19 protein-coding genes and 1 tRNA gene are annotated in these 23,305 nt (G+C 64.1%); 14 read left to right on the top strand and 6 right to left on the bottom strand.

The window, feature by feature from the left end:
- The first annotated feature begins 42 nt into the window (after window positions 1-42).
- The 3 genes from ICL81_RS03350 (at window position 43) to ICL81_RS03340 (ending at window position 4,444) form a co-directional block, all read left to right on the top strand.
- Window positions 43-1,398, top strand: coding sequence for an MFS transporter (locus tag ICL81_RS03350; RefSeq protein ID WP_188033564.1), 1,356 nt, complete (start codon window positions 43-45; stop codon window positions 1,396-1,398).
- Window positions 1,399-1,478: 80 nt separating this feature from the next.
- The gene (locus ICL81_RS03345; protein ID WP_188033563.1) at window positions 1,479-3,134 is read left to right on the top strand and encodes an amidohydrolase; all 1,656 of its coding nucleotides are present in this window, start codon (window positions 1,479-1,481) and stop codon (window positions 3,132-3,134) included.
- A 38-nt stretch (window positions 3,135-3,172) separates the two neighbouring features.
- Entirely contained in the window at window positions 3,173-4,444 is a 1,272-nt protein-coding gene (locus ICL81_RS03340; RefSeq protein ID WP_188033562.1) for a M20 family metallo-hydrolase, read from the top strand.
- A 108-nt stretch (window positions 4,445-4,552) separates the two neighbouring features.
- Here ICL81_RS03340 and ICL81_RS03335 read toward each other — a convergent pair whose 3' ends face one another.
- From ICL81_RS03335 to ICL81_RS03315, 5 genes are all read right to left on the bottom strand, one after another.
- Window positions 4,553-6,475 (bottom strand): heavy metal translocating P-type ATPase, encoded by a 1,923-nt coding sequence (locus ICL81_RS03335; RefSeq protein WP_188033812.1) that lies wholly within the window; start codon window positions 6,473-6,475, stop codon window positions 4,553-4,555.
- A gap of 216 nt (window positions 6,476-6,691) precedes the next feature.
- A complete protein-coding gene (locus tag ICL81_RS03330) occupies window positions 6,692-7,447 on the bottom strand; it encodes an endonuclease domain-containing protein (protein ID WP_188033561.1) in 756 nt (251 codons plus the stop codon).
- Window positions 7,448-7,785: 338 nt separating this feature from the next.
- Window positions 7,786-8,097 carry a chorismate mutase gene (locus ICL81_RS03325; RefSeq protein WP_188033560.1) on the bottom strand — a complete coding sequence of 104 codons (312 nt, stop codon included), beginning with the start codon at window positions 8,095-8,097 and terminating at the stop codon, window positions 7,786-7,788.
- A 12-nt stretch (window positions 8,098-8,109) separates the two neighbouring features.
- The gene (locus ICL81_RS03320; RefSeq protein ID WP_188033559.1) at window positions 8,110-9,396 is read right to left on the bottom strand and encodes an adenylosuccinate synthase; all 1,287 of its coding nucleotides are present in this window, start codon (window positions 9,394-9,396) and stop codon (window positions 8,110-8,112) included.
- 118 nt (window positions 9,397-9,514) lie between these two features.
- Window positions 9,515-10,063, bottom strand: a complete 549-nt coding sequence (locus tag ICL81_RS03315) for a TetR/AcrR family transcriptional regulator (protein WP_188033558.1) — start codon at window positions 10,061-10,063, stop codon at window positions 9,515-9,517.
- A 155-nt stretch (window positions 10,064-10,218) separates the two neighbouring features.
- On the opposite strand from ICL81_RS03315, the gene fdh reads away from it, so the two are divergent.
- The 9 genes from fdh to ICL81_RS03270 all read left to right on the top strand — a co-directional run bounded on the left by fdh (window position 10,219) and on the right by ICL81_RS03270 (window position 20,439).
- Window positions 10,219-13,461, top strand: coding sequence for a formate dehydrogenase (gene fdh / locus ICL81_RS03310; RefSeq protein ID WP_188033557.1), 3,243 nt, complete (start codon window positions 10,219-10,221; stop codon window positions 13,459-13,461).
- Window positions 13,458-14,486, top strand: a complete 1,029-nt coding sequence (locus tag ICL81_RS03305) for a 4Fe-4S dicluster domain-containing protein (RefSeq protein ID WP_188033556.1) — start codon at window positions 13,458-13,460, stop codon at window positions 14,484-14,486. Before fdh ends, ICL81_RS03305 begins: the two co-directional genes overlap by 4 nt.
- Window positions 14,483-15,589, top strand: a complete 1,107-nt coding sequence (gene nrfD / locus ICL81_RS03300) for an NrfD/PsrC family molybdoenzyme membrane anchor subunit (protein WP_188033555.1) — start codon at window positions 14,483-14,485, stop codon at window positions 15,587-15,589. The genes ICL81_RS03305 and nrfD overlap by 4 nt, the downstream gene beginning before the upstream one ends.
- 376 nt (window positions 15,590-15,965) lie before the next feature.
- A complete protein-coding gene (locus ICL81_RS03295) occupies window positions 15,966-16,292 on the top strand; it encodes a lactococcin 972 family bacteriocin (RefSeq protein ID WP_188033554.1) in 327 nt (108 codons plus the stop codon).
- A 106-nt stretch (window positions 16,293-16,398) separates the two neighbouring features.
- Window positions 16,399-16,992, top strand: a complete 594-nt coding sequence (locus ICL81_RS03290; protein ID WP_188033553.1) for a hypothetical protein — start codon at window positions 16,399-16,401, stop codon at window positions 16,990-16,992.
- Window positions 16,985-17,623, top strand: a complete 639-nt coding sequence (locus tag ICL81_RS03285; RefSeq protein WP_188033552.1) for a hypothetical protein — start codon at window positions 16,985-16,987, stop codon at window positions 17,621-17,623. The genes ICL81_RS03290 and ICL81_RS03285 overlap by 8 nt, the downstream gene beginning before the upstream one ends.
- Complete coding sequence (locus ICL81_RS03280) at window positions 17,616-18,704, top strand: hypothetical protein (protein ID WP_188033551.1); 1,089 nt, start codon at window positions 17,616-17,618, stop codon at window positions 18,702-18,704. Before ICL81_RS03285 ends, ICL81_RS03280 begins: the two co-directional genes overlap by 8 nt.
- Window positions 18,692-19,345, top strand: coding sequence for an ABC transporter ATP-binding protein (locus ICL81_RS03275; protein WP_188033550.1), 654 nt, complete (start codon window positions 18,692-18,694; stop codon window positions 19,343-19,345). The genes ICL81_RS03280 and ICL81_RS03275 overlap by 13 nt, the downstream gene beginning before the upstream one ends.
- Window positions 19,342-20,439, top strand: a complete 1,098-nt coding sequence (locus ICL81_RS03270) for a hypothetical protein (protein WP_188033549.1) — start codon at window positions 19,342-19,344, stop codon at window positions 20,437-20,439. Before ICL81_RS03275 ends, ICL81_RS03270 begins: the two co-directional genes overlap by 4 nt.
- Before the next feature lie 187 nt (window positions 20,440-20,626).
- Here the strand turns inward: ICL81_RS03270 and selD are convergent, their stop codons facing one another.
- Window positions 20,627-21,619, bottom strand: a complete 993-nt coding sequence (selD, locus tag ICL81_RS03265) for a selenide, water dikinase SelD (RefSeq protein ID WP_188033548.1) — start codon at window positions 21,617-21,619, stop codon at window positions 20,627-20,629.
- A gap of 56 nt (window positions 21,620-21,675) precedes the next feature.
- On the opposite strand from selD, the gene ICL81_RS03260 reads away from it, so the two are divergent.
- Window positions 21,676-21,770: transfer RNA gene (locus ICL81_RS03260), tRNA-Sec, on the top strand.
- Between the two features lie 65 nt (window positions 21,771-21,835).
- Window positions 21,836-23,305, top strand: coding sequence for an L-seryl-tRNA(Sec) selenium transferase (gene selA, locus ICL81_RS03255; RefSeq protein ID WP_188033547.1), 1,470 nt, complete (start codon window positions 21,836-21,838; stop codon window positions 23,303-23,305).

Below are 23,305 nucleotides of genomic sequence, written 5' to 3'. Positions count from 1 at the left end.
GGCGAAAGCCCTCCCTGTTCAATCAAAGGAGACTGACTCGACATGAGCTCAACTGCACAGTCCACCGCGGCGGAGAATAATTCGCACGCAGATCGTGAAACAGCCACGATCAACGTCATCAGCGAGCGTGACGCAAAGCGCGCTTCCATTGGTGCCCTCATCGGTAACGTCCTTGAGTGGTACGACTACTTCCTCTTCAACACCGCTGCGGCGCTGGTCTTCAATGTCCAGTTCTTCGTGAGTGACAACGCGGCAACCGCAGCAATGGCATCGTTCGCGACGCTCGCTGTCGGCTTCGTGGTGCGCCCGCTCGGTGGCCTCTTCTTCGGCGCGCTCGGTGACCGCATTGGCCGCAAGTCGGTTCTGATGATCACCGTTACCGGTATCGGTGTTGCCACCGGCCTCATCGGTATCCTGCCGACCTACGTCTCAATCGGCATCTGGGCACCGATCTTCCTCATCGTTCTCCGTATGGCACAGGGTGCCTTCATCGGCGGCGAGTGGTCGGGCGCAATGACCCTCGCGGTCGAGAACGCTCCGCTCCACATGCGTGCACGCATGGCAGCACTCCCCCAGCTGGGTTCGCCCATCGCAACGCTCCTCTCGTCGGGTGGCTTCTTCCTCCTCGCACTGTTCCTCAGCCAGGACAGCTTCGACTCGTGGGGCTGGCGTATTCCGTTCCTCCTCGCAATTCCGCTCCTCGTTCTCGCGATCTACATCCGTAAGCAGATGCACGAGTCACCGGTGTTCAAGGACCTCGAGAAGTCGGGCGACCGCGAGAAGACCCCGCTCAAGACCGTCTTCGTCAAGGGTTGGAAGCACCTCCTCGTCGCAATCGCAGCAGCGCTGCTTGGTACCGCTGGTTTCTACATCATCACCACCTTCGTCATGAACTACGGCACCCGCGTCCTCGGCATCGAGCGCAACGTCATCCTCATGGCAACCCTCATCGGCGCGGTCTTCCAGCTCGGTGCGGTGATCCACGCTGGCCAGCTTGGCCAGAAGTTCGGTGCGACCAAGGTCATCGTGTGGTCGGGTGTTCTCACCATCGTCGCAGCGTTCCCCTGCTTCATGCTCATTGAGACCACCAACCCGGTCCTCGTGACCATCGGTGTGATCATCGGCGTCTCGCTGCTCACCTACTCGTTCGCAGCGGTCGGCCCGGTCATCACTGGCCTCTTCCCCAGCACGATCCGCCTCTCGGGTGTTTCGGTTGGCTTCAACGGCGCAAACCTCATCTCGGGCTTCACCCCCCTCGTGGCAACCGCGCTCGTGACCGCAACCAACGATGCTTGGTGGCCCGCTGCGTTGCTGCTCGTGCTCTTCGCAGTACTCAGCGTGATCGGTGGCCTCCTGGCTCCGAAGTTCAGCCAGCAGTACGAAGGCTACAAGCACTAAACACCCCTGACTCCGCTGGGCGCCGATCCCACACGGCGCCCAGCGGCTCACTCCCCACAAGACTTCTCAAGGAGCCCCGCATGAAGCTCGACATGCTCATCACCGCAGAGACCATCCTCACGATGGATGTGTCTCGTCCCACTGCCACCGCCGTTGGCGTCATCGGCGACCGTATCGTCGGTTTCGATGACGAAGTACGTGGCCTGGACGCGGATCGAGTGCTCGATTTCGGAGCAGCATGCGTGACTCCCGGACTCATTGACGCCCACTGCCATACGTCGTGGTGGGGTCTCGGTCTCACCGCGGTCGACCTGAGCGTGCTCCGCGGTCTCGACAACCTCTATGCCGCCGTCGCAGCTGAGGTCGCTCGTCTCGACGCCACCGGCGACAAGTCGGCTTGGGTGCACGGCACCGGCTTCAACCAGGCGCACCACGATGGCCTGTTCCCCGACATTGCGCGACTCGATGAGATCACCGGCGACCGCGCACTGTACCTCCGTCACACTTCTGGCCACGCGGCAATCACCAACTCGGCGACGCTTCGCCTGGTTGGCGCGTTTGACGAGGGCTTCGAGAACCCTGTCGGCGGCGCTGTGGTGCGCGATGGTGACGGCTACCCGACCGGACTCATCGAGGAGTCGGCTCAGGGCCTCGTCCAGAGCCTGCTGCTCCCCTACGCTTCAGACCGTCTCGTCGAGGCGCTCGAAGCCGCAACATCGCGCTACGCCGCTGAGGGCATCACGAGCTTCACCGAGGCTGGCATCGGTGGTGGCTGGATCGGCCATAGCCCCGCAGAGGTTGCCGCGTACCAGTCGGCAGCCGAACAGGGCCGCCTCCACGCTCGCGCTCAGCTCATGCCAACGCTTGACGCCCTGCACCCAATCTCGGCAAACGTTGCCGATTTCAAGGGCGAGGGCAACGGCACCGGTATTGACCTCGGCATTCGATACGGCTTTGGCGACGACAACGTGCGCTTCGGCCACGTCAAGGTCTTCATGGACGGCTCGCTGCTCGGCGCAACCGCCGCGGTGACCGAAGACTTCTGCGGCCACCACAACCACGGCAACCGCGGCTACCTCCTCAACGACCCCAAGGTGTACCGCCAGCAGGTCATGGGCGCATACCGCGCAGGTTGGCCCCTCGCGCTCCACGCGATCGGCGACGCCGCAATCGACCTCGCCCTCGATCTCATCGAAGAGGCGCAGACCACCTACGGCCGCTTCCCGCAGCCGTGCCGTGTCGAGCACTTCGGCATTGCTCGCCCCGAGCAGCTCGAGCGCGCTGGCGCACTCGGCGTCGCAGTGACCCCGCAGGCTGGCTTCATCAATGCGTTTGGCCAGCAGATGGCGGATCAGGTCGGCGCTGAGCGCGCCGACTGGCTCTACCGCGGCCGCTCGATCATCGACTCAGGCATCATTCTTGCGGGCTCTTCGGATCTCCCCGTCGCAGACAACAACCTGCGCCGCGGCATGCAGTCAGCGGTTGACCGCATCACCGAGGCGGGCACCCTGCTCGGCGCAGAAGAGGGCATCACTCCCGAAGAAGCGCTCCGCACCCACACCGAGTGGGCCGCCACGGCGACCGGTCAGATCCGCGAAAAGGGCACGCTCGAGCGCGGCAAGCTGGCAGACTTCGCTGTCTTCTCTGCATCACCCCTCACCGCTCCCAACATCGCGCAGCTCGATATCGTCGCCACCATTCTCGGCGGCGAACTCAGCTACGACGCACGCCCGTAATACGTTTCACGTGCAACACGCACTCTGAAAGGATCGCAATGACTGCGAACATCAGCACCCCCGAAGCTTTCCTCGCTGACTGGAACGTCCACAGCAAGTTCGGTGCCGTCGAAGGCACCGGCGGTGTCGAACGCCAGGCAGCATCGAGCGCAGACGGCGAGCAGCGCAAGTGGTTCACCCAGCTCCTCGAGCAGCACGGCTTCACCGTGCGCCACGATGCAATCGGCAACCAGTTCGGTCTGCTCGAACTCGTGCCCGGCGCACCCTACGTGCTCACCGGCTCGCACATGGACTCACAGCCGACCGCTGGCCGTTTCGACGGCGCATACGGCGTCATGGCTTCGGCACACGCGTGCTTCCGTATCGCGGAAGAACTGCGCGCTGACCCCTCGAAGGCACGCTTCAACCTCGCGGTAGTGAACTGGTTCAACGAGGAAGGCTCGCGTTTCAAGCCCTCCATGATGGGCAGCTCGGTATTCACCGGCAAGCTCGACCTTGAAACAGCCCTCGATACTCCTGACCCCCGCGGCGTGACCGTGCGCGAGGCGCTCGGTGCGATCGACGAGCTCGGTGATGCAGCGGATCTCGCCGCACTCGCTGACATCTCTGTCGCTTCGTACGCTGAGATTCACGTGCAGCAGGGCCGCAGCATGGAGGAGGACGGTGTCACCATCGGCCTCGTCAACGCAACCTGGGGCGCGCGCAAGTTCGAGTTCAAGATCACCGGCGCGCAGGCGCACAGCGGATCGACCCTCATGGCCGACCGCCGCGACGCACTGCTCGGGGCAGCCCGCCTCATTGTCGCTGCGCGTGACCTTGTCGATGAGTTCGAGCCCGGCATCCTGCACACCGCGTGCGGCGAGATCAACGTCTACCCGAACTCGCCCGTCGTGGTTGCGAGCGATGTGCAGCTGCTCTTCGACCTCCGCTCCCCCGACGCTGACGTGCTCAACCGCGCGTACGCACGCGTCATGGAAGAGGTCGAGCGCGTGCAGCAGCGCGACCGGGTCGAGATTGAGATCGTCGCTGAGCACAGCTGGGACCAGAACCCCTACCCCGAGGACGGCCTCGAGCTGGCTCGTCAGGTAGCTGAAGACCTCGGCCTCACCAACGACCGCGTCATGACCGTCGCAGGCCACGACTCGACCAACATGAAGGATGACGTTCCCACGATCATGCTCTTCGTGCCGAGCGTTGACGGCATCTCGCACAGCCTCGAGGAGTTCACCCGCGACGAGGATCTCGTCGCCGGCGTCGATCACCTCACCGGCGTCGTGCGCCGCCTCGCCGCAGGCGAGCTAGCGAGCTAGCGAGCGCCAGCGGCCGGCCCGCCCCGGCCATTTACCCCCGGTAGCAAAAAGCGCCTTCGGTCAGACAGATTCTTGTGTTTCTGTCTGACCGAAGGCGCTTTTGCATGCCTAAGCTCGCTGGGTCGAGCGCGCTGCTTCGCTCGCGCGGGCCATCCGCCGCGAGGCGCGGCTCCCCTTGATTGCGCGCAGCGCCCACAGGATCGCGACCAGATCAACGACCTCCTGCAGCCACGCCCCGACGAGCGCTGGCAAGAACCCGAAGGCCGCGAAAAGCATGAGGCCAACGCTGATGATCATGCCGGCCCAGATACTCTCGAGCGAGATGCGGACGGTGTCTCGGCCGATCCGCACCGCGTCAGCGACGCCGGCAATGCGGTCGAAACGGTTCACAACGTCCGCGGACTCGCTCGCCGCTGTCGATCCGCGCGCACCCATCGCGAAACCGACGTCAGCAACCGCGAGCACGGGCGCATCGTTCAGGCCGTCACCCACCATGACGAGCGGGCGCGGCTGCATCTCAGAGACGATACGCACCTTGTCACTCGGCGTGCACTCAGCGTGAACCTCGGCGATGCCGACCTGATCCGCCATCGCACGCGCCGTCGGTTCCACATCGCCCGTGATCATCGCCGTGCGCGTGATGCCGAACGTCGCGAGCTCGGCCAGCATCGGTGCCGCGTCGTCGCGCAGCTGGTCGCGCATGATGAGCGCACCCACGAAGCGGTCATCGAGCGAGATGTAAATTGCGAGCTCGCCTGCTTCGAGCGGTGCACGGGTGAGCGCGGATGCGAACTGCGCGATCCAACTGGGTTTTCCGACGCGGATCACCCCTGCTCCAACCCGCGCCTCAACACCGTTGGTGGCACGTTCTTCGGCTTCCGTTGCGGGAAGGGTTTCGAGGCCACGCTCTTGCGCCGCCGCGACGACCGCCTCCGCAAGCACGTGCGACGAGTACACCTCTGCGGATGCCGCGAGCTGCAGTAGTTCGTCATCGGTGAAGCCCGGCTCTGCGAGGATTCGACGGGGTTCCGGGTTACCCGTTGTAAGCGTGCCCGTCTTGTCGAACGCCGCCGAGCGCACGCGCGCGAGCTGTTCGAGCACACCGCCACCCTTGACGATGAGGCCGGTCTTCGCCGCTCGACTCATACCCCCAAGGAACGCCACCGGCGCCGCGATCAGCAGCGGGCACGGCGTCGCGACGACGAGCACCTCAGCGAAGCGAGTGGGGTCGCCGCTAATCCACCAGGCGACGCCAGCAATGGCAAGCGACACGAGGGTGAACGGGATCGCGTACCGGTCAGCCATGCGCACCATGGGCGAGCGACTCTCCTGCGCTTCCCGCACCAGTGCAACGATCTGCTGATACTGGCTGTCTGCCGCCGTGGCCTGGGCACGCAGGAGCACCGCGCTCGACCCGTTCACCACACCACTGACGATCGTGCTGCCGGCCTCACGTTCAACCGGCAGGCTCTCCCCGGTCACGGACGACTCATCGAACTGCGCGCTGACTGTCATCAGCTCTGCATCAACCGGCACCAGCTCGCCAGGGCGCACGAGCAACACATCGCCGATTTCAATGTCGGCCACCGGGACGGTTTCGGTGCGCTCCTCGGAGATCTCGATCTCGTCGATGTTGTCATTCGGATGCACGCCGGTGATCAGCGTCGCGAGTTGCGGGGCCCGTTCGAGCAAGGCCGTGAGCTCACGCTGGGAGCGGTTCTCTGCGTAGTCCTCGAGCGCTTCGCCTCCGGTCAGCATGAGCACGACCACCAGGGCAGCCCACGGCTCCCCCACGAGCACCGCGGCCGTGATCGCCGTCACCGCGAGGATGTCGAGGCCCGCATTGCCCTTCAGCAGCGAGCGGATCATCTCCACCGCCTGCCACGCCGCGATACCGAGCGCGTAGATGCTCACAATGCGCGGGGCCAGCTCATGCGCCGGGGTCGCAAGCATCACCAGGCAGACAAGGCCGACCAAAATCGTGCTGACCACCATTGGGTAGCGCTTGAGGGCGGCTCGCAGGAAGTTCATGATTTCATCCTGGCCTGCGGGCGCGCTCGGGTCAACGCTGGCGCTCACTGGCACCAGGCTCGTACGCAATCCGCAAAGGGCAAGGCTGGGCGCCCGCCCAGCCGCGGCAGCCCCCGGGGTTCACCTCTCGACGGCGTACTTCTGTCCAGGCTGCGGCGGTTGCCGTCCGGCAACCTTGCCTTCGGTTCGCCACTCACGGCTTCATCTTCCACGGCATTACCTCCGGTTGTGGCAGCCGGCGTTGATCGCGCGCATAACCGCTTCCTGTACCGCTGGCCACTCGTGAATGATCTGCGTGTACCCAAATCTCAATACGGTGTACCCAGCTGACGCGAGCGCTGCGTCATGGGCGTTGTCCGCATCGCGTTGCGGACCTACATGGGTACTTCCGTCGATCTGCACGACGAGTCTCTCGCCCATGAGAAAGTCCACACGCTTTCCGATCAGCCAGGTCTGAGTCCGAATAGGCACACGCAGCCATCTCATGCGGACTCTGAAATAGGTCTCAAGCCCAGAGTCTGCAAACTGGCTAGTTCCCGCGAGCACCTGTTGTGCCCGCTTGCTGAGCGGTAGTGATTCCAGGTATCCCCGAACGACCAGCCGCTTGTTCAGCGCGGAGTCCCACACTGCAATCGCTTCCTCTTTCGGCTGGCAGTGAGCAACGGTTGCGAGCACGTTTGCCACGGTGTCCTCAAGCGCGAATTTGGGTCTCGCTTCGACCGCTCTGCAGTAGTGCACGCGGTTGCCCTCGGCCCGAACTTCTCGCCCAGGTCGGGGCACAGCGAAGTGGCGGGGATCTGGCTCTCGCACCCAGAGGCCCAGCCTCGTGGCTTGGGAAACGCATGTGATCGTGAGCGCGTTCCGAGCGGCGTACTTCAACGCCTCTTCGGCGTCTGGCGCGGCGATCCAACCTCGTTTGAGTCGGATGAGTTCGCCGCCGTTGATCGCCTTTCGTATTTGGTAGTCAGTCATGCCGGCATCATGCAGTGCCGTTGTTCTGACCACTCCTTTTGATTCCTGCAGCAGCTGTCTATACATGCGTACAGACTTCCACCGCAGGCAGGACCAAATTCCCTGCCTACCCAGTTTGTGGAGAAGAAGGCCCCAATTCCTGATTGCCCACATTGTGAGCAACGGCAGCGCACCCCGGAGCCCCTTCTCCACCGTAAGAAATCGAGCATCGGTAAGCCAGTTTCGGCGCATTTCGCCCTACCGAAGCACTGTTTCAATACCGAACCGAGAATGGCCACACCACCCAACGCAAAAGGCCGGCACGAACACGTCGTACCGGCCTTTCAGCTTGAGGTGGATTACGCCTTGGCGGATCCGCCCCCTGCCGCAATGTGCTTATGGTGCTGGATGACCTCTGCGACCACGAAGTTGAACCACTTTTCAGCGAACTCCGGGTTGAGGTGCGAGTCGATCGCAAGCTCACGCAGGCGGGTGATCTGACGCGCTTCGCGATCCGGGTCGGATGCGGGCATCTCGTGACGAGCCTTCAGCTCACCAACCTGCTGGGTCGCCTTGAAGCGCTCAGCAAGCATGTGAATGAGGGCAGCGTCGATGTTGTCGATCGTCGACCGCAGGCGGCCGAGCTGCTCGGCAGGCGTCACTTCATCCATTGCAGACCTCGATTAGTCGATGAGGTCGTGAAGAACTACGACCTGCTCGCGCTCGGGGCCAACACCAACAGCCGAGATACGAGCGCCGCTCATCTTCTCGAGCGCAATGATGTAGTTCTGTGCGTTGACGGGGAGGTCAGCGAAGGTGCGTGCACCCGAGATGTCCTCGCTCCAGCCGGGGAACTCTTCGTAGATCGGCTTCGCGTGGTGGAAGTCGGTCTGGTTCACGGGCATCTCGTCGTGACGAACACCGTTGACGTCGTACGCGACGCAAACGGGGATCGTCTCAAGGCCCGAGAGCACGTCAAGCTTGGTGAGCACGAAGTCGGTGACGCCGTTGATGCGCGCTGCGTAGCGAGCGATCGGTGCGTCGTACCAGCCACAGCGGCGGGTACGGCCGGTGGTGGTGCCGTACTCGTGACCGACGGTTGCGAGCATTTCGCCCATCTCGTCAAAGAGCTCGGTCGGGAAGGGGCCAGCGCCAACACGGGTCGTGTACGCCTTGACCACCGAGATCACGCGGTCGAGCGCGTGCGGGGGCAGGCCCGAACCGGTCGATGCGCCACCAGCGGTCGCGTTCGACGAGGTCACAAAGGGGTAAGTGCCGTGGTCGATGTCGAGCATCGTTGCCTGGCCAGCCTCGAAGAGAATGGTCTTGTCAGCGGCCATTGCCTCGTGCAGGAGGAGACCGGTGTCACACACCATGGGCTCGATCATCTCGCGGAAGCTGAGGAGCTCCTCAACGACCTCGTCAACGCCGATTGCGCGGCGGTTGTAGATCTTGACGAGAACCTGGTTCTTGAAGTCGAGTGCAGCCTCGACCTTCTGACGGAGAATGCTCTCGTCGAAGAGGTCCTGGATACGGATGCCGACGCGGTTGATCTTGTCAGCGTATGCCGGGCCGATGCCGCGACCGGTGGTACCGATCTGGCGCTTGCCGAGGAAGCGTTCGGTCACCTTGTCGAGCGTGCGGTGGTACGCGGTGATGACGTGAGCGTTCGCGCTGAGCTTCAGGCGCGAGGTGTCCACTCCGCGGCCGTTGAGTGCGTCGAGCTCCTGCTTGAGTACCGCAAGGTCGACGACGACGCCGTTCGAGATCACCGGCACAACACCCGGGGTCAGAATGCCCGAGGGGAGCAGATGAAGCGCGTACTTTTCGTCACCAATGACGACGGTGTGCCCGGCGTTATTACCGCCATTGAACTTAACGACGTAATCGACGCGGCTACCGAGCAGATCGGTTGCGCGTCCCTTACCCTCGTCGCCCCACTGGGCACCCGTAATCAACACTGCGGGCATCTCAGCCCCTTCCTTTGCGGTCAGCAGTTACCGAGCCAGTCTACCTGGCTTGCGACTCTGGCGTATTTGAAACGTTTTCATTTACGGGTTCGGCCCTGATGCGCCCGTCCGCGGTGGGTTAGGCAGCGAGCAGCCGATCCGCCGCCCAGCGCGCCTGCAATGCAGGCTCGGGGCTGCCGGTAATTCCCGCGGTGACCATGGCACCTTCTGCGAGCAGATAGATTGCGGTGGCCTCGGGCGCGGATCCACCAGCCTCCTCAACCAGGCCAGCGAGATATGCACGGAAGCGCGCCTTGTGGCGCTGCACCGCTGCGACGACTTCGGGTGAGGTTCCGCCGAGCTCGCCGAACGCATTGATCCACGCGCAGCCGCGGGAGCCTTCGCCCGCAAGCCACTCAGTGAGCCAGTCGAATACCGCGAGCACGCGCGCACGCGGCACGATCTCCCGATCGACGCCAGCAGCAAGCGCTTCGTGCCAGCGGTCATCGCGGCGCTCAAGCATCGCGACCGCGATCTCATCTTTGCTGCTGAAGAGGCCGTAGATCCGTTTGAGCGACAGGCCCGATTCGGCCCGCAGCGCATCCATGCCGACGGCTTGGTAGCCCCGCGCATAGAACAAGGTCTCCGCAGCATCGAGGAGCTGGGCCGTTCCGTGATCTGTCGACATGTCGCGAGGCCTTTCACTTGCATTGAGAATGGTCGTTCTCTATGATAGCAAACCACCGGAGAACGTTCGTTCTCCTTGAATCGTGGCAAATTGCCCGGCACATCGACGGCATATGCCCTGGCGCTTCGCTTTACAGATCGGATAGTGTGGCGAGCATGGCGCGGTTTAGTCCCCTTGAGTGGCCGGTTCTCCGGCAGCTGCGCTCGAACGACAAGTTCGGGCGGGGCGACGCTGTCATGTCGCAAAAGTCCCGCGATAAGACCCCTCGTACCGCTACTGCCGATCGCGTCGTGCAGAGCGTGTGCCCGTTCTGTGCCGTTGGTTGCGGCCAGAAGGTCTTCGTCAAGGACGAAAAGGTCATTCAGATCGAGGGCGATCCCGATTCGCCGATCTCGCGTGGCCGCCTCTGCCCGAAGGGTTCGGCGAGCGAGCAGCTCGTGAACTCCGCAACCAGGCAGACCGAAATCTTGTACCGCGCACCCCGCTCTCGCGAGTGGCAGCCGCTGTCCCTCGACACCGCGATAGACATGATTGCGGATCGCTTCCTCGACGCCCGCAAAAAGTGGTGGCAAGACGTCGACGAGCAGGGGCGTGCGCTCCGCCGCACGATGGGCATTGCGGCCCTCGGCGGCGCGACCCTCGATAACGAGGAAAACTACCTCATCAAGAAGCTCTTTACGGCGGCTGGCGCGATCCAGATCGAGAACCAGGCCCGTATTTGACACTCCGCAACAGTTCCCAGTTTGGGAGCTTCGTTCGGCCGAGGTGGCGCTACACAGCCGCTGCAAGATATGGCCAATGCGGATTGCATCGTCATCCAGGGTTCCAACATGGCCGAGTGCCATCCCGTTGGATTCCAGTGGGTGACTGAAGCGAAGGCTCGTGGCGCCAAGATCATCCATATTGATCCGCGCTTCACGCGAACTTCCGCAGTGGCTGACAAGCACGTGTCGATCCGCGCAGGGTCGGACATTGTGCTGCTCGGCGCGCTTATCAACTACGTCATCGCAGGCGATCACTGGCTGCGGGACTACGTTGTGGCGTACACGAACGCGGCGACGATTGTGAGCCCAGAGTTCCGTGACACGGAAGACCTCGACGGCTTGTTCTCTGGCTACGACGAGACGACTGGCAAGTATGATCAGTCGACCTGGGCGTACCAGCGCACCCAGAAAAAGGGTGACGCTGAGCTGGCTGGCGACGAGCGCTACCTGCGTGACGAGACCCTGGAGAACCCGCACACGGTGTTCCAGATCCTCAAGCGCCACTTCGCTCGCTACACGCCTGAGATGGTGCGCGAGACCTGTGGCATCTCTGAGGAAGACTTCGCGTACCTTGCGCGCACGATCACCGAGAACTCGGGCCGCGACCGCACGACCTGCTTCGCGTACGCGGTTGGTTGGACCCAGCACACGATGGGTGCGCAGTTCATCCGCACGTCGGCGATTCTGCAGCTGCTGCTCGGCAACATGGGCCGTCCCGGCGGCGGCATCATGGCGCTGCGTGGTCACGCAAGTATCCAGGGCTCGACCGATATCCCGACGCTCTTCAACCTGCTGCCCGGTTACCTCCCCATGCCGACCGTCGACAAAACGTCGATGACGGAATATGTGGACGCGATCCGCACCCCCGATCAGGTCGGTTTCTGGAGCGAGGCCGAGGCGTACACCGTGAGTCTCATGAAGTCTTGGTGGGGCGACAAGGCGACTGCTGAGAACGACTGGGGCTTCGACTATCTGCCGCGTCTCGATGGTCCGCACGGCACCTATCAAACGGTTGCGAAGATGATGGCCGACGAGATCGATGGCTACTTCATCTTTGGCCAGAACCCGGCCGTTGGTTCGGCGCACGGTCGCATGCAGCGCCTGGCAATGTCACACCTGAAGTGGCTCGTGATCCGCGATTTCGCGATGATCGAGTCGGCTACCTGGTGGAAGGACGGCCCCGAGATCGAATCGGGCGAGCTGCGCACGGAAGACATCGAAACCGAGGTCTTCTTCATGCCCGCCGCAAACCACGTCGAGAAGTCGGGTACCTTCACGCAGACCCAGCGCATGGTGCAGTGGCGCCACCAGGCGGTCCAGCCGCCCGGACAGGCTCAGAGCGAGCTTGATTTCTTCCATGAGTTGGGTGTGCGGATCCGCGAGCGTCTGAAGGACTCCACCGATCCGCGCGATCGTCCGCTCCTTGACCTGACCTGGGATTACCCGGCGGATGCCCACGGCAACCCCGACCCCGAGGCAGTGCTCGCTGAGATCAACGGCTTCCACGTCACTGGCGAGAACGCCGGCAAGCCGCTGTCTTCGTACACGGAGATGAAGGCCGACGGCTCGACCTCTGGCGGTTGCTGGATCTACACCGGCGTCTACGCAGACGGCGTGAACCACTCGGCCCTTCGCCCCCGTAAGGACGATCAGTCACCCGATGGCGGCGATTGGGCGTGGGTATGGCCCGCGAACCGACGGATGCTCTACAACCGCGCTTCGGCGGATCCCCAGGGCAAGCCCTGGAGTGAGCGAAAGAAGTACGTCTGGTGGGACGAGGACGCGAAGAAGTGGGTCGGACACGACAACCCTGACTTCCCCGTTGGGCTTGCGCCCGACGCGCGCCCCGAACCTGGCGCAACCGGCGCTGCCGGCCTGTCTGGAACCGATGCGTTCATCATGCAGGCCGACGGTAAGGGCTGGCTGTACGCTCCGAAGGGGCTTGCAGATGGCCCGCTGCCGACGCACTACGAGCCGCAGGAGTCACAGGTCGCGAACCCGGTCTATGACCAGCAGCGATCGCCAACGCGAGTCACCATGAACCGCACTGACAACCTCAGTGCGCCGAGTGACATCGAGCCTGGCGCCGAGGTGTACCCGCACTCGTTCACGACCTACCGTCTGACCGAGCACCACACCGCTGGTGGCATGAGCCGCTGGCTGCCGTACCTTGCGGAGCTGCAGCCCGAGATGTTCTGCGAGGTCTCACCCGAGCTCGCAGAGGAGTACGGACTCGAGCCGTACGGCTGGGCGACGATCATTTCGCCGCGTGCCGCGATCGAGACCAAGGTGCTCGTGACGGACCGCGTGAAGGCGCTCGAGATCGGTGGCCGCATGGTGCACCAGATCGGCCTGCCGTATCACTGGGGCGTTGGCGGCGACGCCGTCGTCTCGGGTGACGCTGCGAATGACTTGCTCGGCATCGCGATGGATCCGAACGTCCTCATCCAGGAGTCAAAGGTCGGTGCGTGCGCGATTGTGCCGGGCCGTCGTCCGCGCGGTCAGGCGCTGCTCGATCTCGTTGCCGAGTACCAGCAGCGCGCAGGCATTACGGTAGAGACAGCGATCAGCCCGCACGACGATGCGGCGTATGCTGAACCGCAGCAGCCAGACGTCGAAGGGGACAGCGAATGAGTGGACACCTCACTGAGTCGCATCATCAGACCCGTGACGAGCACAACCACAAGGGCTTCTTCACCGACACCTCGATCTGCATCGGCTGCAAGGCGTGCGAGGTCGCGTGTAAAGAGTGGAACCGAAACCCGGCAGACTCCGACTGGAAGCTGTCAGAGTCGTCGTACGACAACACCGGTTCGCTCGGCGCAGACACTTGGCGCCACGTCGCCTTCGTAGAGCAGGGCAAAGAGAAGATCGAAGCGGCCCGCGAGAGCGGTCGCAAGCTCATCGGCCTCGGCATGCCCTCGATCGGTGGCCCGAAGCCGCGCGGCACGAACGCGTTCCTTGAGCGCGGCGACCTGGGCGACGGCGACCTCTCTGGCCTCGATACCGCGCCTCCCGACACCCCTGATTTCCGCTGGCTCATGTCTTCTGACGTGTGCAAGCACTGCACCAACGCTGGCTGCCTCGACGTCTGCCCGACCGGCGCCCTCTACCGCACCGAGTTCGGCACGGTCGTCGTCCAAGAGGACGTCTGCAACGGCTGCGGCACCTGCGTCGCTGGCTGCCCCTTCGGCGTGATCGAGCGCCGCAAGGACGGCATCGCACAGCCCAAGACCAACCGCGACTTCACGCCCGGCGAGCAGGCGGCGACGCCAAACGTCGGCGTCGCTCAGAAGTGCACCCTCTGCTACGACCGCCTCACCGACGATCAGACTCCCGCGTGCGCCCAAGCATGCCCGACGACGTCGATCAAGTTCGGCAGCAAGGAAGACCTCGCGAAGATCGCGCGCGCTCGCGTCCGCGAACTGCACAAGCAGGGCCTCACCGAGGCTCGCCTCTACGGCGCGAACCCGAAGGACGGCGTCGGCGGAACCGGCTCGGTCTTCCTCCTGCTCGACGAGCCTGAGGTGTACGGCCTGCCGCCCGATCCGCGGGTCGCGACGGCTGATCTGCCGCGTATGTTCAAGCGGGCCGCGATTGCTGCGGCCGGCATGGTGGGCGCAGTTGCCCTTGCATTCATGGCCGGAGGACGTCGGTGAGCATCTCTGAGTACGACGCGTACCGCCCGCCCGAGGGGCCGCGGAAGCGCGGCGGCAAGCGGAAGCGGCGCGGGGGCGGTTTTGGCGCCGGTGGCGGCGCTGGCCGTTCCGACGGTTCGCGCGAGATGGCGATGGTTCCCGAGGTCGAATTTACCTCGTACTACGATCGCCCGATCGTCAAAGCTCCGCCGTGGGAAGCCCCCATCGGCATCTATCTTTTCCTCGGTGGTGTTGCTGGCGGATCGTCGCTGCTCGCTGCCGGAGCGCAGTTCACGAAGAACGCCAAGCTGCGTCGCAACAGTCGCCTCGCGGCCATCGGTGCTGCGGGTCTTGGCGCGGTCGCGCTCATTGTCGACCTTGGCCGGCCGGAGCGCTTCCTCAACATGTTCCGCACCTTTAAGGTGACGTCGCCCATGAGCGTTGGCTCGTGGATCCTTGGCGCGTTCAGCGCCGGCGCCGGTGTCGCCGCCGTCGCCGAGGTGGATCGCATGACCAAGCGTAAGCTGCCACTCGGCCCGCTGCGTCCCGTCCTGAAGTTCGTTGAGGCGCCCGCTGGCGTTGCCTCGGCAGTCTTCGCTGCGCCGCTCGCCGCCTACACCGGCGTGCTGCTGTCTGACACCGCGAACCCCACCTGGAACGCCGCGAAGGAAGACCTCGCGTTCGTCTTCGTGAGCTCTGCGAGCCTCGCCTCCGGCGGACTCGGCATGATCACGACCCCGGTCGCCGACGCGAAGCCCGCACGCGTGCTCGCCGTCGCTGGCTCGGCCGCTGAGCTCGTTGCGTCGGAGCTCATGGAGCGCCGTATGGACCCCGTCGCCGCGGAGCCTCTGCACCACGGCACCCCAGGCAAGATGCTCAAGTGGAGCAAGTACCTCGCCGCGGCCGGTGGCCTCGGCGCGCTGCTCGGCGGGCGCAATCGTGCGGTCGCCGTTGCCTCTGGCGTGACGCTGCTTGCGGCCTCGGCGCTGACGCGATTTGGCGTGCTTGAGGCTGGCTTGGAGTCGACCAAGGATCCGCGCTACGTCATCGAGCCGCAGAAGCGTCGCCTCGAAGAGCGCCGCCGCCGCGGCATCGTCGACGACTCGATCACGACCGCCGGGTAGTGCTGGGCGCGCTCGCGCCCCCTTCGCGCCCCGGCCCATTTCGCCTCGGTCAGAAATAGTGGCTTCCGTAAGACGTTTTTGCCCGAATTCGCCTTACCGACGCTCGATTTCTGACCCACGCGAACGCTGTGTCGGGCGCCCAGACCCCCAGCTATGAACCCCCGAAGCTTCGGCCTCAGGGGTTCTTTCGTTTCCCTGTGCCAGTGGGCGGATCGGTGCCTCGCTGCCCCGATCCGCCCACTTCTCGTCATCTTTTGCCACTCCAGGCCGAACTCCGGTTCATCGCACGTCACCCCATTGATCGGGCGTGTAAACGGGAGGAATATCGACAGCCCTCGAGGTTTTCATATCCACACGTTCGCAAGGGAGTGAACACATGAAACAGAAGAAGCGAATCACTGCGCTCATGGCAGGTCTCGTCCTCGTTGGTACCTCGGTGTTTGGTGGCGTCTCGGCGGCTTCGGCCGTTGTGAAGTACCCGGAAGGGGGCACCTGGCGTTATGGGTTTGTTGAACCTTCGAGCACCATCTTTGTCTTTTCGAAGTACGACCATCCTAGGAAGAAGCACCGTTCAACCGCTTGCAACAAACGTGGTTGTGTTCGCTCATTGGACATGGCTCCCGGAAAAACCGCATATATCGCTGTTCAAGCGACAGGCGCACTATTCGGGGTGACGAACCGCGCTTATTACTACGTCTACTGATCGCAACGCCCCGGCCTCAAAAGGGCCGGGGCTCCCCCGTTTTCGTAAGGATAGATAATTGGCCCAAAATTCTAGTAAGCAACAATCGTCTAGAACACTGAGACTGTTGGCTTCGATGGTGTGCTGTATAACCGCCCTAACTTCCTGCAGCCAGCCCACACCCAGTTCCGAAACCTCGCAAGCCAAAGAAACCACTGAAACACCGAAGTTCTCAGGGCCATGGGCCGAGGAATTTCGTCAGGCATTTGAATCCGCACCTACTGACGAAATTCGTGAGTACCTCCGAAACGAAGAAATCACCGAGGTTGAGAAGCAAGCCGTCACTGAAGCATTTCGAAATTGTCTTACTTCGCAAGGGCTCACGTTCGATGATTTCAACAACGACGGCTCTTTCGGCTTTGGCTTTGCGTCTGTAACGGATCCAGATAAGGCCAACCTCATCACCAATGAGTGCCAGGCCAGCACCGGGGTTGATCAGGTCATAAGCCTCTACTTCCACATTCAAGGCAATCCCGGGAACAAGGATCTCAGCGAAGAAATTGCCGCATGCATGATCCGGTCCAAAACAGTTCCACCAGAGTTCACGATCGACCCAAGCAAGAGCGACCTTTTTGCAGGATTATTCCTCAAGGACGAGGTTCAAGCCTGGGCTGCTTACAACACATGCACAGCCGATCCAATCGGGTCGTTCAATGACTAGCGAGTATAGGCCGCTCGAGATCCTCGCGTTCCTGGTCACATCATGTCTGCTCTTGACCGGGTGCAGCGGCACGGCATCTGCTGGCAAACAAAACAGTGCAGAGGAAGTCGACTACTCCCACGTCCCCGATTTGCCTGATTTCAAGGGGCCGTGGGCGGATGAATTCCGAGAAGCTTACGCGAGCGCTTCGAATGAGGAAATTCGCGACTATTTGCGCGATGAAGTCATCACCGAAGCAGAGAAACAGGCAGTCACCGAAGCCTTCCGATCATGCGTAACCTCACGCGGGCTCAAGTTTGACGACTTCGAGAACGGCCTCTCATACACCTTGGAGTATGCGTCAGTCACTGACCCCGAAGAGAACCAAAGGATCGCTTCCGAGTGCGAGAAGAGCACTGGCGCATTTGAGGTCATCTCTCTGTATTACATGATCCAAGCTAACCCAGATAATCATGATCGGAGCGCAGAGATCACTGCCTGTTTGATCCGTTCAGGTGTTGTTCCAGCTGACTACACGGTCGAAAAGTTCCGTGAGACATGGGTGTCGGAGTACGCGATTGCTGATGAATTCGAAACAGCAATGGCGGAGAAGGATTGCGAAAAGGATCCCGAGGGAGCATTCCGTGACTGAGAAACGAACCGGTCTCTTCGTAGGTCTGGCGATCGCCGCAGTTCTTGTCGTTCTGGCAGGCTCGGTCGGCGGGCAGTACCTGCTGCCGCCACGACCGCCCGCAACCCTGCAGCCTGCGACCGCGGCGCAATCCTTCGCCGTCGAGACCGCAGAGTTCGACGACGCTCGCACCGTACAGGTCGCGTTTGACGCGGGTAACGACACCTTACTCACGCTGCCAAGTGGGGGCCGCGTCACGAAGAGCGCTTGCGCGGACAACAGCACCCTGAAATCAGGCCAACTCGTTGCCAGCGTTGACGGCCAGCCCATCCTCGCGCTGCACACGTCGACCCCGCTCTGGCAGAGCCTCACGCCCGAGTCGGAGGGTGCTGACGTTGACGCGATCCGCGTCGAATTGGCCAGGCTCGGCGCCGATCTCAATTCAACCGGCAAAGTGAATGATGCCGTGCTCGAAGCAGTCGCGCGCAAGCTTAACCCGGACGTCGATGAAGACGATCTGCCCAAGCTTGAGGCGGTGCCGAGCGAGCGGATCATGTGGCTTCCAGCTCCCGAGGTGACGATGCGGAGCTGCTCCGCGGCCGTGGGCGCCACGGTCGAAGCTGGCGCGGAATTCGGCAAGGTGAAGGGCGCCCTGACGAGTGCGCGGATCGAGGCCCTTCCGCTCGACCTCGCGCCCGGCGCCCGCATCCTTAAGGTGTCTGGCGTGACAGTTCCCGTCGATGAGTCCGGGGTCATGACTGACGCCGCGGCGCTCCTCGAGCTCTCGGGCGTCTACTCGCGCGGCACTGAGGAAACGGACGGTGGCGGGATGGGATTCGCCAATTCAAATGACTCGAAGAAACCGAGCGCGCCAGGCGTGCTCGCGCTGGTGGAAAACTCGGCGGTGAGTGCGGTGCCGCCCGCCGCCGTGTTTGGCGTGAGCGAATCGGGCGGCTGTCTGACCGCGCAGGGTGCCAGCTTCGCCATCAACATTGTTGGGTCGCGGCTCGGCAAGACCTACTTCACGCCTGTGGACGCCGAGGCAGCGTTGCCCACACGCGTTGACGTGCCGAAATCTACGGACCGCACATGCGCGACGTAGTGAACGCGGGGCTGGGGAGCCGGTCGCTGCGGTTTTGCGGGTTGGGGCAGCGATTTAGTGACGCGAACCCGTGGTTGTTTCGTGAGCTTTCAGCGGAGTTTTCCGGCGGTGAGCGCTGCGCCATCGTTGGCCCGAGCGGCAGCGGAAAGAGCACGCTGCTGTCGATCGTGGCCGGGTGGCTCGCTCCGACGGAGGGCTCCATCGAACAGGCGGGGCTGGCGCGGGTGCAGTGGGTGTTTCAGAATCCGCACGGTGTCGCGCGGCGGGCCGCGATCGATCATGTTGCGCTGCCGTTGCTTGCGGCAGGTGCGCGGATCGCTGACGCCGACACCGAAGCCGCCGACATCTGCGCAGTCGTGGGGCTTTCGCACCTCAGCGATCGGCGACCGTTCTCGATGCTGTCTGGCGGCGAGGCGCAGCGCCTCATGCTCGCGCGTGCCCTCGCGGTGAAGCCTGACCTGCTGCTCGTCGATGAGCCGACCGCGCAGCTCGACCGGCAGAGCGCGGCCACGGTGAACGCCGCGATTGCGTCGATCGGGAGCGCTGGCGGAATCGTGCTCATCGCGACCCACGACCCCGACACCGCGGCGGCCTGCGACCGCATCGTCGACCTTGCCGAGTTTGCGGCGGTGCCAGAGTGAGGGCCGCCGCAGTTCTGCGTGAGGCCGCGCGCGATGTCGGCACAGGGACGTCGAAACTCCTGCTGTATTTCCTCGTGTACCTCGCGGTGCTCGGGCTGCTCACCGCGCACGAGGTGTCGTCGGTCGCGGCGGTGATTGATGCGGCGCAGAAGTTCCAACAGGCGGGCGCGAATGTGCGGATTGTGTCATCCGCGGGCCGAGTCGACGGCGCTGCCTGCGTCGCGCTCGCCGACAACTACGACGTCACTGCCGCTGCGGTGCGGCAGCTGCCCGGGCAGTTTCGGGCGACGACGATGCGATCGGTTCCGCTGTCGCAGTACGTTGCGACGCCAGGGATCGAGCAGGTGCTCGGGGTTGAGCGACCGGGTGGCGGTGCTGGCGGGGCTGGCGGATCAGACACCGGCGTCTTCGTCGGCAGCCAGGTGCTCGACCAGTTCGGCGAGGGGTTGCAGACGCTTCCCGGTGAGCCAGATGAGCTCGTGATTGCGGGGGTCTTCCCGTACCCCGACGACGGACGCATGGCCGGGTACGGCTTCGCGGTGGTGATGCCAGAGCCGACGTCTTCCGAGCCCTACGACGAGTGCTGGGTAAAGTCTTGGCCGGAGCTCCCCGAGGTCAACGGGTTGCTGCACTCGGTCGTCATCCCCGCGGATAAGCCCGACGCCCCGTCCCCCGATCTGAGCCAGCTCAACACCACGCTCGGGCGCACCTTCGACGGTGCTGCGATGTTTTCGAGCCGCATGAGCCGGTTCGACCCATACCTCGCACTCATCGCGGGAGCGGCGATCGGGGTCTTCGCGGTGCGGTCACGGCGGCTGGAACTTGCTTCCGCGCAGCACGCGGGTGTGGGCCGCGGAGCTCTCACGCGGATGCAGCTGCTGCAGCAGTCCGTCTGGGTGGTGCTCGCGAGCGGCGTGACGTTTGGCGCCACCGCTGTGTTCGCGGGCTACTACCCCGACGACGTGGGTAGCCTGCTCGGCATCGCCGCACGCGTCATCGGCTTGGGCGCTGCTGGCGCGCTCGCTGGGGTGGTGGTTGCGACGGTGACGATCCGCGAGCGGGCACTGTTCATCTACTTCAAGCAGCGCGAGTAGCACGATCCTCCCCTGACCTGTTCGCTACGGTCAGAGATCGAGCTTCGGTAGGGCGTTTAAGCCCGAATTCGTCTTACCGACGCTCGATCTCTGACCGAGGAGAAATGGGTCGCCCGGGGAGGCCGGGCCGAGCAAGGCAGGGCCGAGCAGCGGCGAGCCGGGCGCGGGGCGGGCAGTGTGGGCGCGGCTAGCGGACGCGGATCCCGCTCCCCGCCGTGGTCTCACCAATCACGGGATGCCCGGGAATCTCACCCACCACGAGCAACCCGCCCGAGGTCTGGGCATCGGCGAGCAAGATGAGGTCGTCCTCGGTAATGCCAGCGTCTGCGGTCAGGTGCGGGCGAACCCAGTCGAGGTTGCGACGTGATCCGCCGGGAACGAAGCCCTCTTCCAGGGATGAACGCGAGCCGTCGAGCAGCGGAATCGCGCTCATGTCGAGGGTCGCGCCAACGCCGGAGGCGCGACACATCTTGTACAGGTGACCCAGGAGGCCGAAGCCGGTGACGTCCGTCGCGGCCCGCACGCCAGCAGCAACCGCAGCGGCCGCGGCATCGCGGTTGAGTTGGGTCATGTTCGCGATCGCGTGCTCGAAGCGCTCGCCCGTCTGCTTGTGGCGGTTGTTCAGCACGCCAACGCCGATCGGCTTCGTGAGCGTAATGGGCAGGCCGGCGACGGCCGCGTCGTTGCGCATGAGCTTCTGCGGGTCGGCGACGCCGGTGACCGCCATGCCGTACTTGGGTTCGGGGTCATCGACGGAGTGTCCGCCGGTGACGGGGCAGCCGGCCTCGGCTGCGACGTCGAGTCCGCCGCGGAGAACCTCGGTGAGGAGTTCCATGGGGAGCTTCTCGCGGGGCCAACCGACGAGGTTAATCGCGGTGATCGGGGTGCCGCCCATCGCGTAGATGTCGGAGAGCGCGTTTGCTGCTGCGATCCGCCCCCAGTCGTAAGCGTTGTCCACAACGGGAGTGAAGAAATCTGCGGTCGAAAGCACCGCGAGGTCGTCGCGCACGAGGACGGCGGCAGCGTCGTCCCCGTCATCGAGGCCGACTAGGACGTTCGGCGCTGTCTGGCCAACCAGACCGCGAACCGCATTCTCCAGCTCTCCCGGCGGAATCTTGCAGGCGCAGCCGCCACCGTGTGCAAAGCCGGTCAGTCGAATGTTGTCCCCATTAACAGTCATGCCTTGACCCTATCGGGCGGCGCGGGCAACCCGCGAGGGTGTGTAGGATCCTCAGTGGAAGCGTCTGGTTCCTGGTGGTGCCCCCGGTCTTCAAAACCGGTGAAACCGAGTATCTCGGTTTGGCGGGTTCGATTCCCGTCCGCTTCCGCCAGTTTTATCCCGGTTCCGGTGCCGCTTTCGCGGGGCGCGGATCATCGACCGCAAGGTGGCGAGCGAATGAGCACGACGACGAACACTGAGTCGAGCACCGGAGCGCGCGCTGGCGCGAGCACGAGCACCGCCACGGGCACCGACCCGCGCCGCCGCATCCCGCGCACGGATCAGCTCCTCGCGCTGCCAGCGGTCGAGGACGCACGCACGTGGCTTGGCGAGCAGGCGATTCGCGCGATCATCACGGACGCACAGGCGCGAGCTCGCGCGGGAGAAATCACGCCAGATGCTGTGAGCAACACTGTCGTCGAAGCACTCGCGGCGGCCTCGCCCGCAACACTCACCCCGGTCATCAACGCGACGGGCGTCATCATCCACACGAACCTCGGCCGCGCTCCCCTGTCGGAGGGCGCGATCCGCGCGGTGACGCGGGCCGCGGGTTACGCTGACATCGAGATGGACCTCGGCACGGGCCAGCGCAGCGGCCGCGGACTCGGCGCGAAGGCCGCCCTCCTCGAAGCCTGCCCTGCTGCGGAGGACGCGCTCGTTGTGAACAACGGTGCCGCCGCACTGCTCTTGGCGGTGACGGCGTTGGGCGTTGGGGCTGATCCGCGCACGCCCGGCACCGTGGGCGACATTGTCGTGAGCCGCGGTGAACTCGTGGAGATTGGTGCGGGGTTCCGCCTGCCTGACCTCATGGAAACGACCGGCGCGCGGCTGCGCGAGGTCGGCGCAACGAATCGCACGCACCCGGCAGACTACGAGCGTGCGCTCGGCGCGGGCGTCGGCTGCGTGCTGAAGGTACATCCGAGCAACTTCAGAGTCGAGGGATTCACCTCGGGCGTCGAGGTTGCCGAATTGCGTGCGTTGCTCGATGCGCACGCGGCTGTTGGCGGCGCTGACGGCGGGGCAAACGGGGCGCGGATCCCCCTCATCGTCGACCTCGGCAGCGGTCTCATCCACCCCGAGTCTGTAATTCCAGACGAACCCGACATCACCGCGGCCCTTCAGGCTGGCGCTGACATCGTGATTGCGAGCGGCGACAAGCTACTCGGTGGCCCGCAGGCTGGCATTCTCTACGGCACGAAGGCGGCGATTGGGCAGCTCGCGAAGCACCCGCTGGCGCGGGCTGTGCGCGTCGACAAGCTCGCGCTCGCGGCGCTCGAGGCGACGCTCCGCGGCCCGGAAACCCCGGTCCAGGCAGCGTTGCACGTGAAACGTTCCGAGCTACGCACTCGTGTTGAGGCGCTTGCCACGGCGGTTGCCGAGGCGATCGGGCGTACATTCGAGGTCGTGCCGCACGACGGCCGCGTCGGTGGCGGCGGAGCCCCGGGCGTCCCGCTGCCCGGCTGGGCACTCGCGCTCCCCGAACACTGTGCGTCACCGCTCCGCGCGGGTGCGACCGCGGTCGTTCCCCGCACGGCTCAGGGCAACTGTCTGATTGATTTGCGCTGCGTCCCACCGCACCAAGATACTGATCTCGCGGCCGCAATCATCGCGGTGCTGCGCGCAGTCGAGACCGAGCCCGCCGCCTAA

The organism is Leucobacter sp. cx-328 (genome assembly GCF_014530035.1).
Taxonomy (GTDB): Bacteria; Actinomycetota; Actinomycetes; order Actinomycetales; family Microbacteriaceae; genus Leucobacter.
Note: the sequence above shows the minus strand (reverse complement) of the source record. Positions and strands in the feature narration are given on the sequence as shown.

Coding starts and splice junctions, on each gene's coding strand:
- ICL81_RS03285 (WP_188033552.1), top strand. CDS start 16,985: ATGACTAGCGAGTATAGGCCGCTCGAGATCCTCGCGTTCCTGGTCACA.
- ICL81_RS03315 (WP_188033558.1), bottom strand. CDS start 10,063: ATGTCGACAGATCACGGAACGGCCCAGCTCCTCGATGCTGCGGAGACC.
- ICL81_RS03340 (WP_188033562.1), top strand. CDS start 3,173: ATGACTGCGAACATCAGCACCCCCGAAGCTTTCCTCGCTGACTGGAAC.
- ICL81_RS03275 (WP_188033550.1), top strand. CDS start 18,692: ATGCGCGACGTAGTGAACGCGGGGCTGGGGAGCCGGTCGCTGCGGTTT.
- ICL81_RS03325 (WP_188033560.1), bottom strand. CDS start 8,097: ATGGATGAAGTGACGCCTGCCGAGCAGCTCGGCCGCCTGCGGTCGACG.
- ICL81_RS03320 (WP_188033559.1), bottom strand. CDS start 9,396: ATGCCCGCAGTGTTGATTACGGGTGCCCAGTGGGGCGACGAGGGTAAG.
- ICL81_RS03295 (WP_188033554.1), top strand. CDS start 15,966: ATGAAACAGAAGAAGCGAATCACTGCGCTCATGGCAGGTCTCGTCCTC.
- ICL81_RS03350 (WP_188033564.1), top strand. CDS start 43: ATGAGCTCAACTGCACAGTCCACCGCGGCGGAGAATAATTCGCACGCA.
- ICL81_RS03335 (WP_188033812.1), bottom strand. CDS start 6,475: ATGAACTTCCTGCGAGCCGCCCTCAAGCGCTACCCAATGGTGGTCAGC.
- selA (WP_188033547.1), top strand. CDS start 21,836: ATGAGCACGACGACGAACACTGAGTCGAGCACCGGAGCGCGCGCTGGC.
- selD (WP_188033548.1), bottom strand. CDS start 21,619: ATGACTGTTAATGGGGACAACATTCGACTGACCGGCTTTGCACACGGT.
- ICL81_RS03330 (WP_188033561.1), bottom strand. CDS start 7,447: ATGACTGACTACCAAATACGAAAGGCGATCAACGGCGGCGAACTCATC.
- ICL81_RS03345 (WP_188033563.1), top strand. CDS start 1,479: ATGAAGCTCGACATGCTCATCACCGCAGAGACCATCCTCACGATGGAT.
- ICL81_RS03305 (WP_188033556.1), top strand. CDS start 13,458: ATGAGTGGACACCTCACTGAGTCGCATCATCAGACCCGTGACGAGCAC.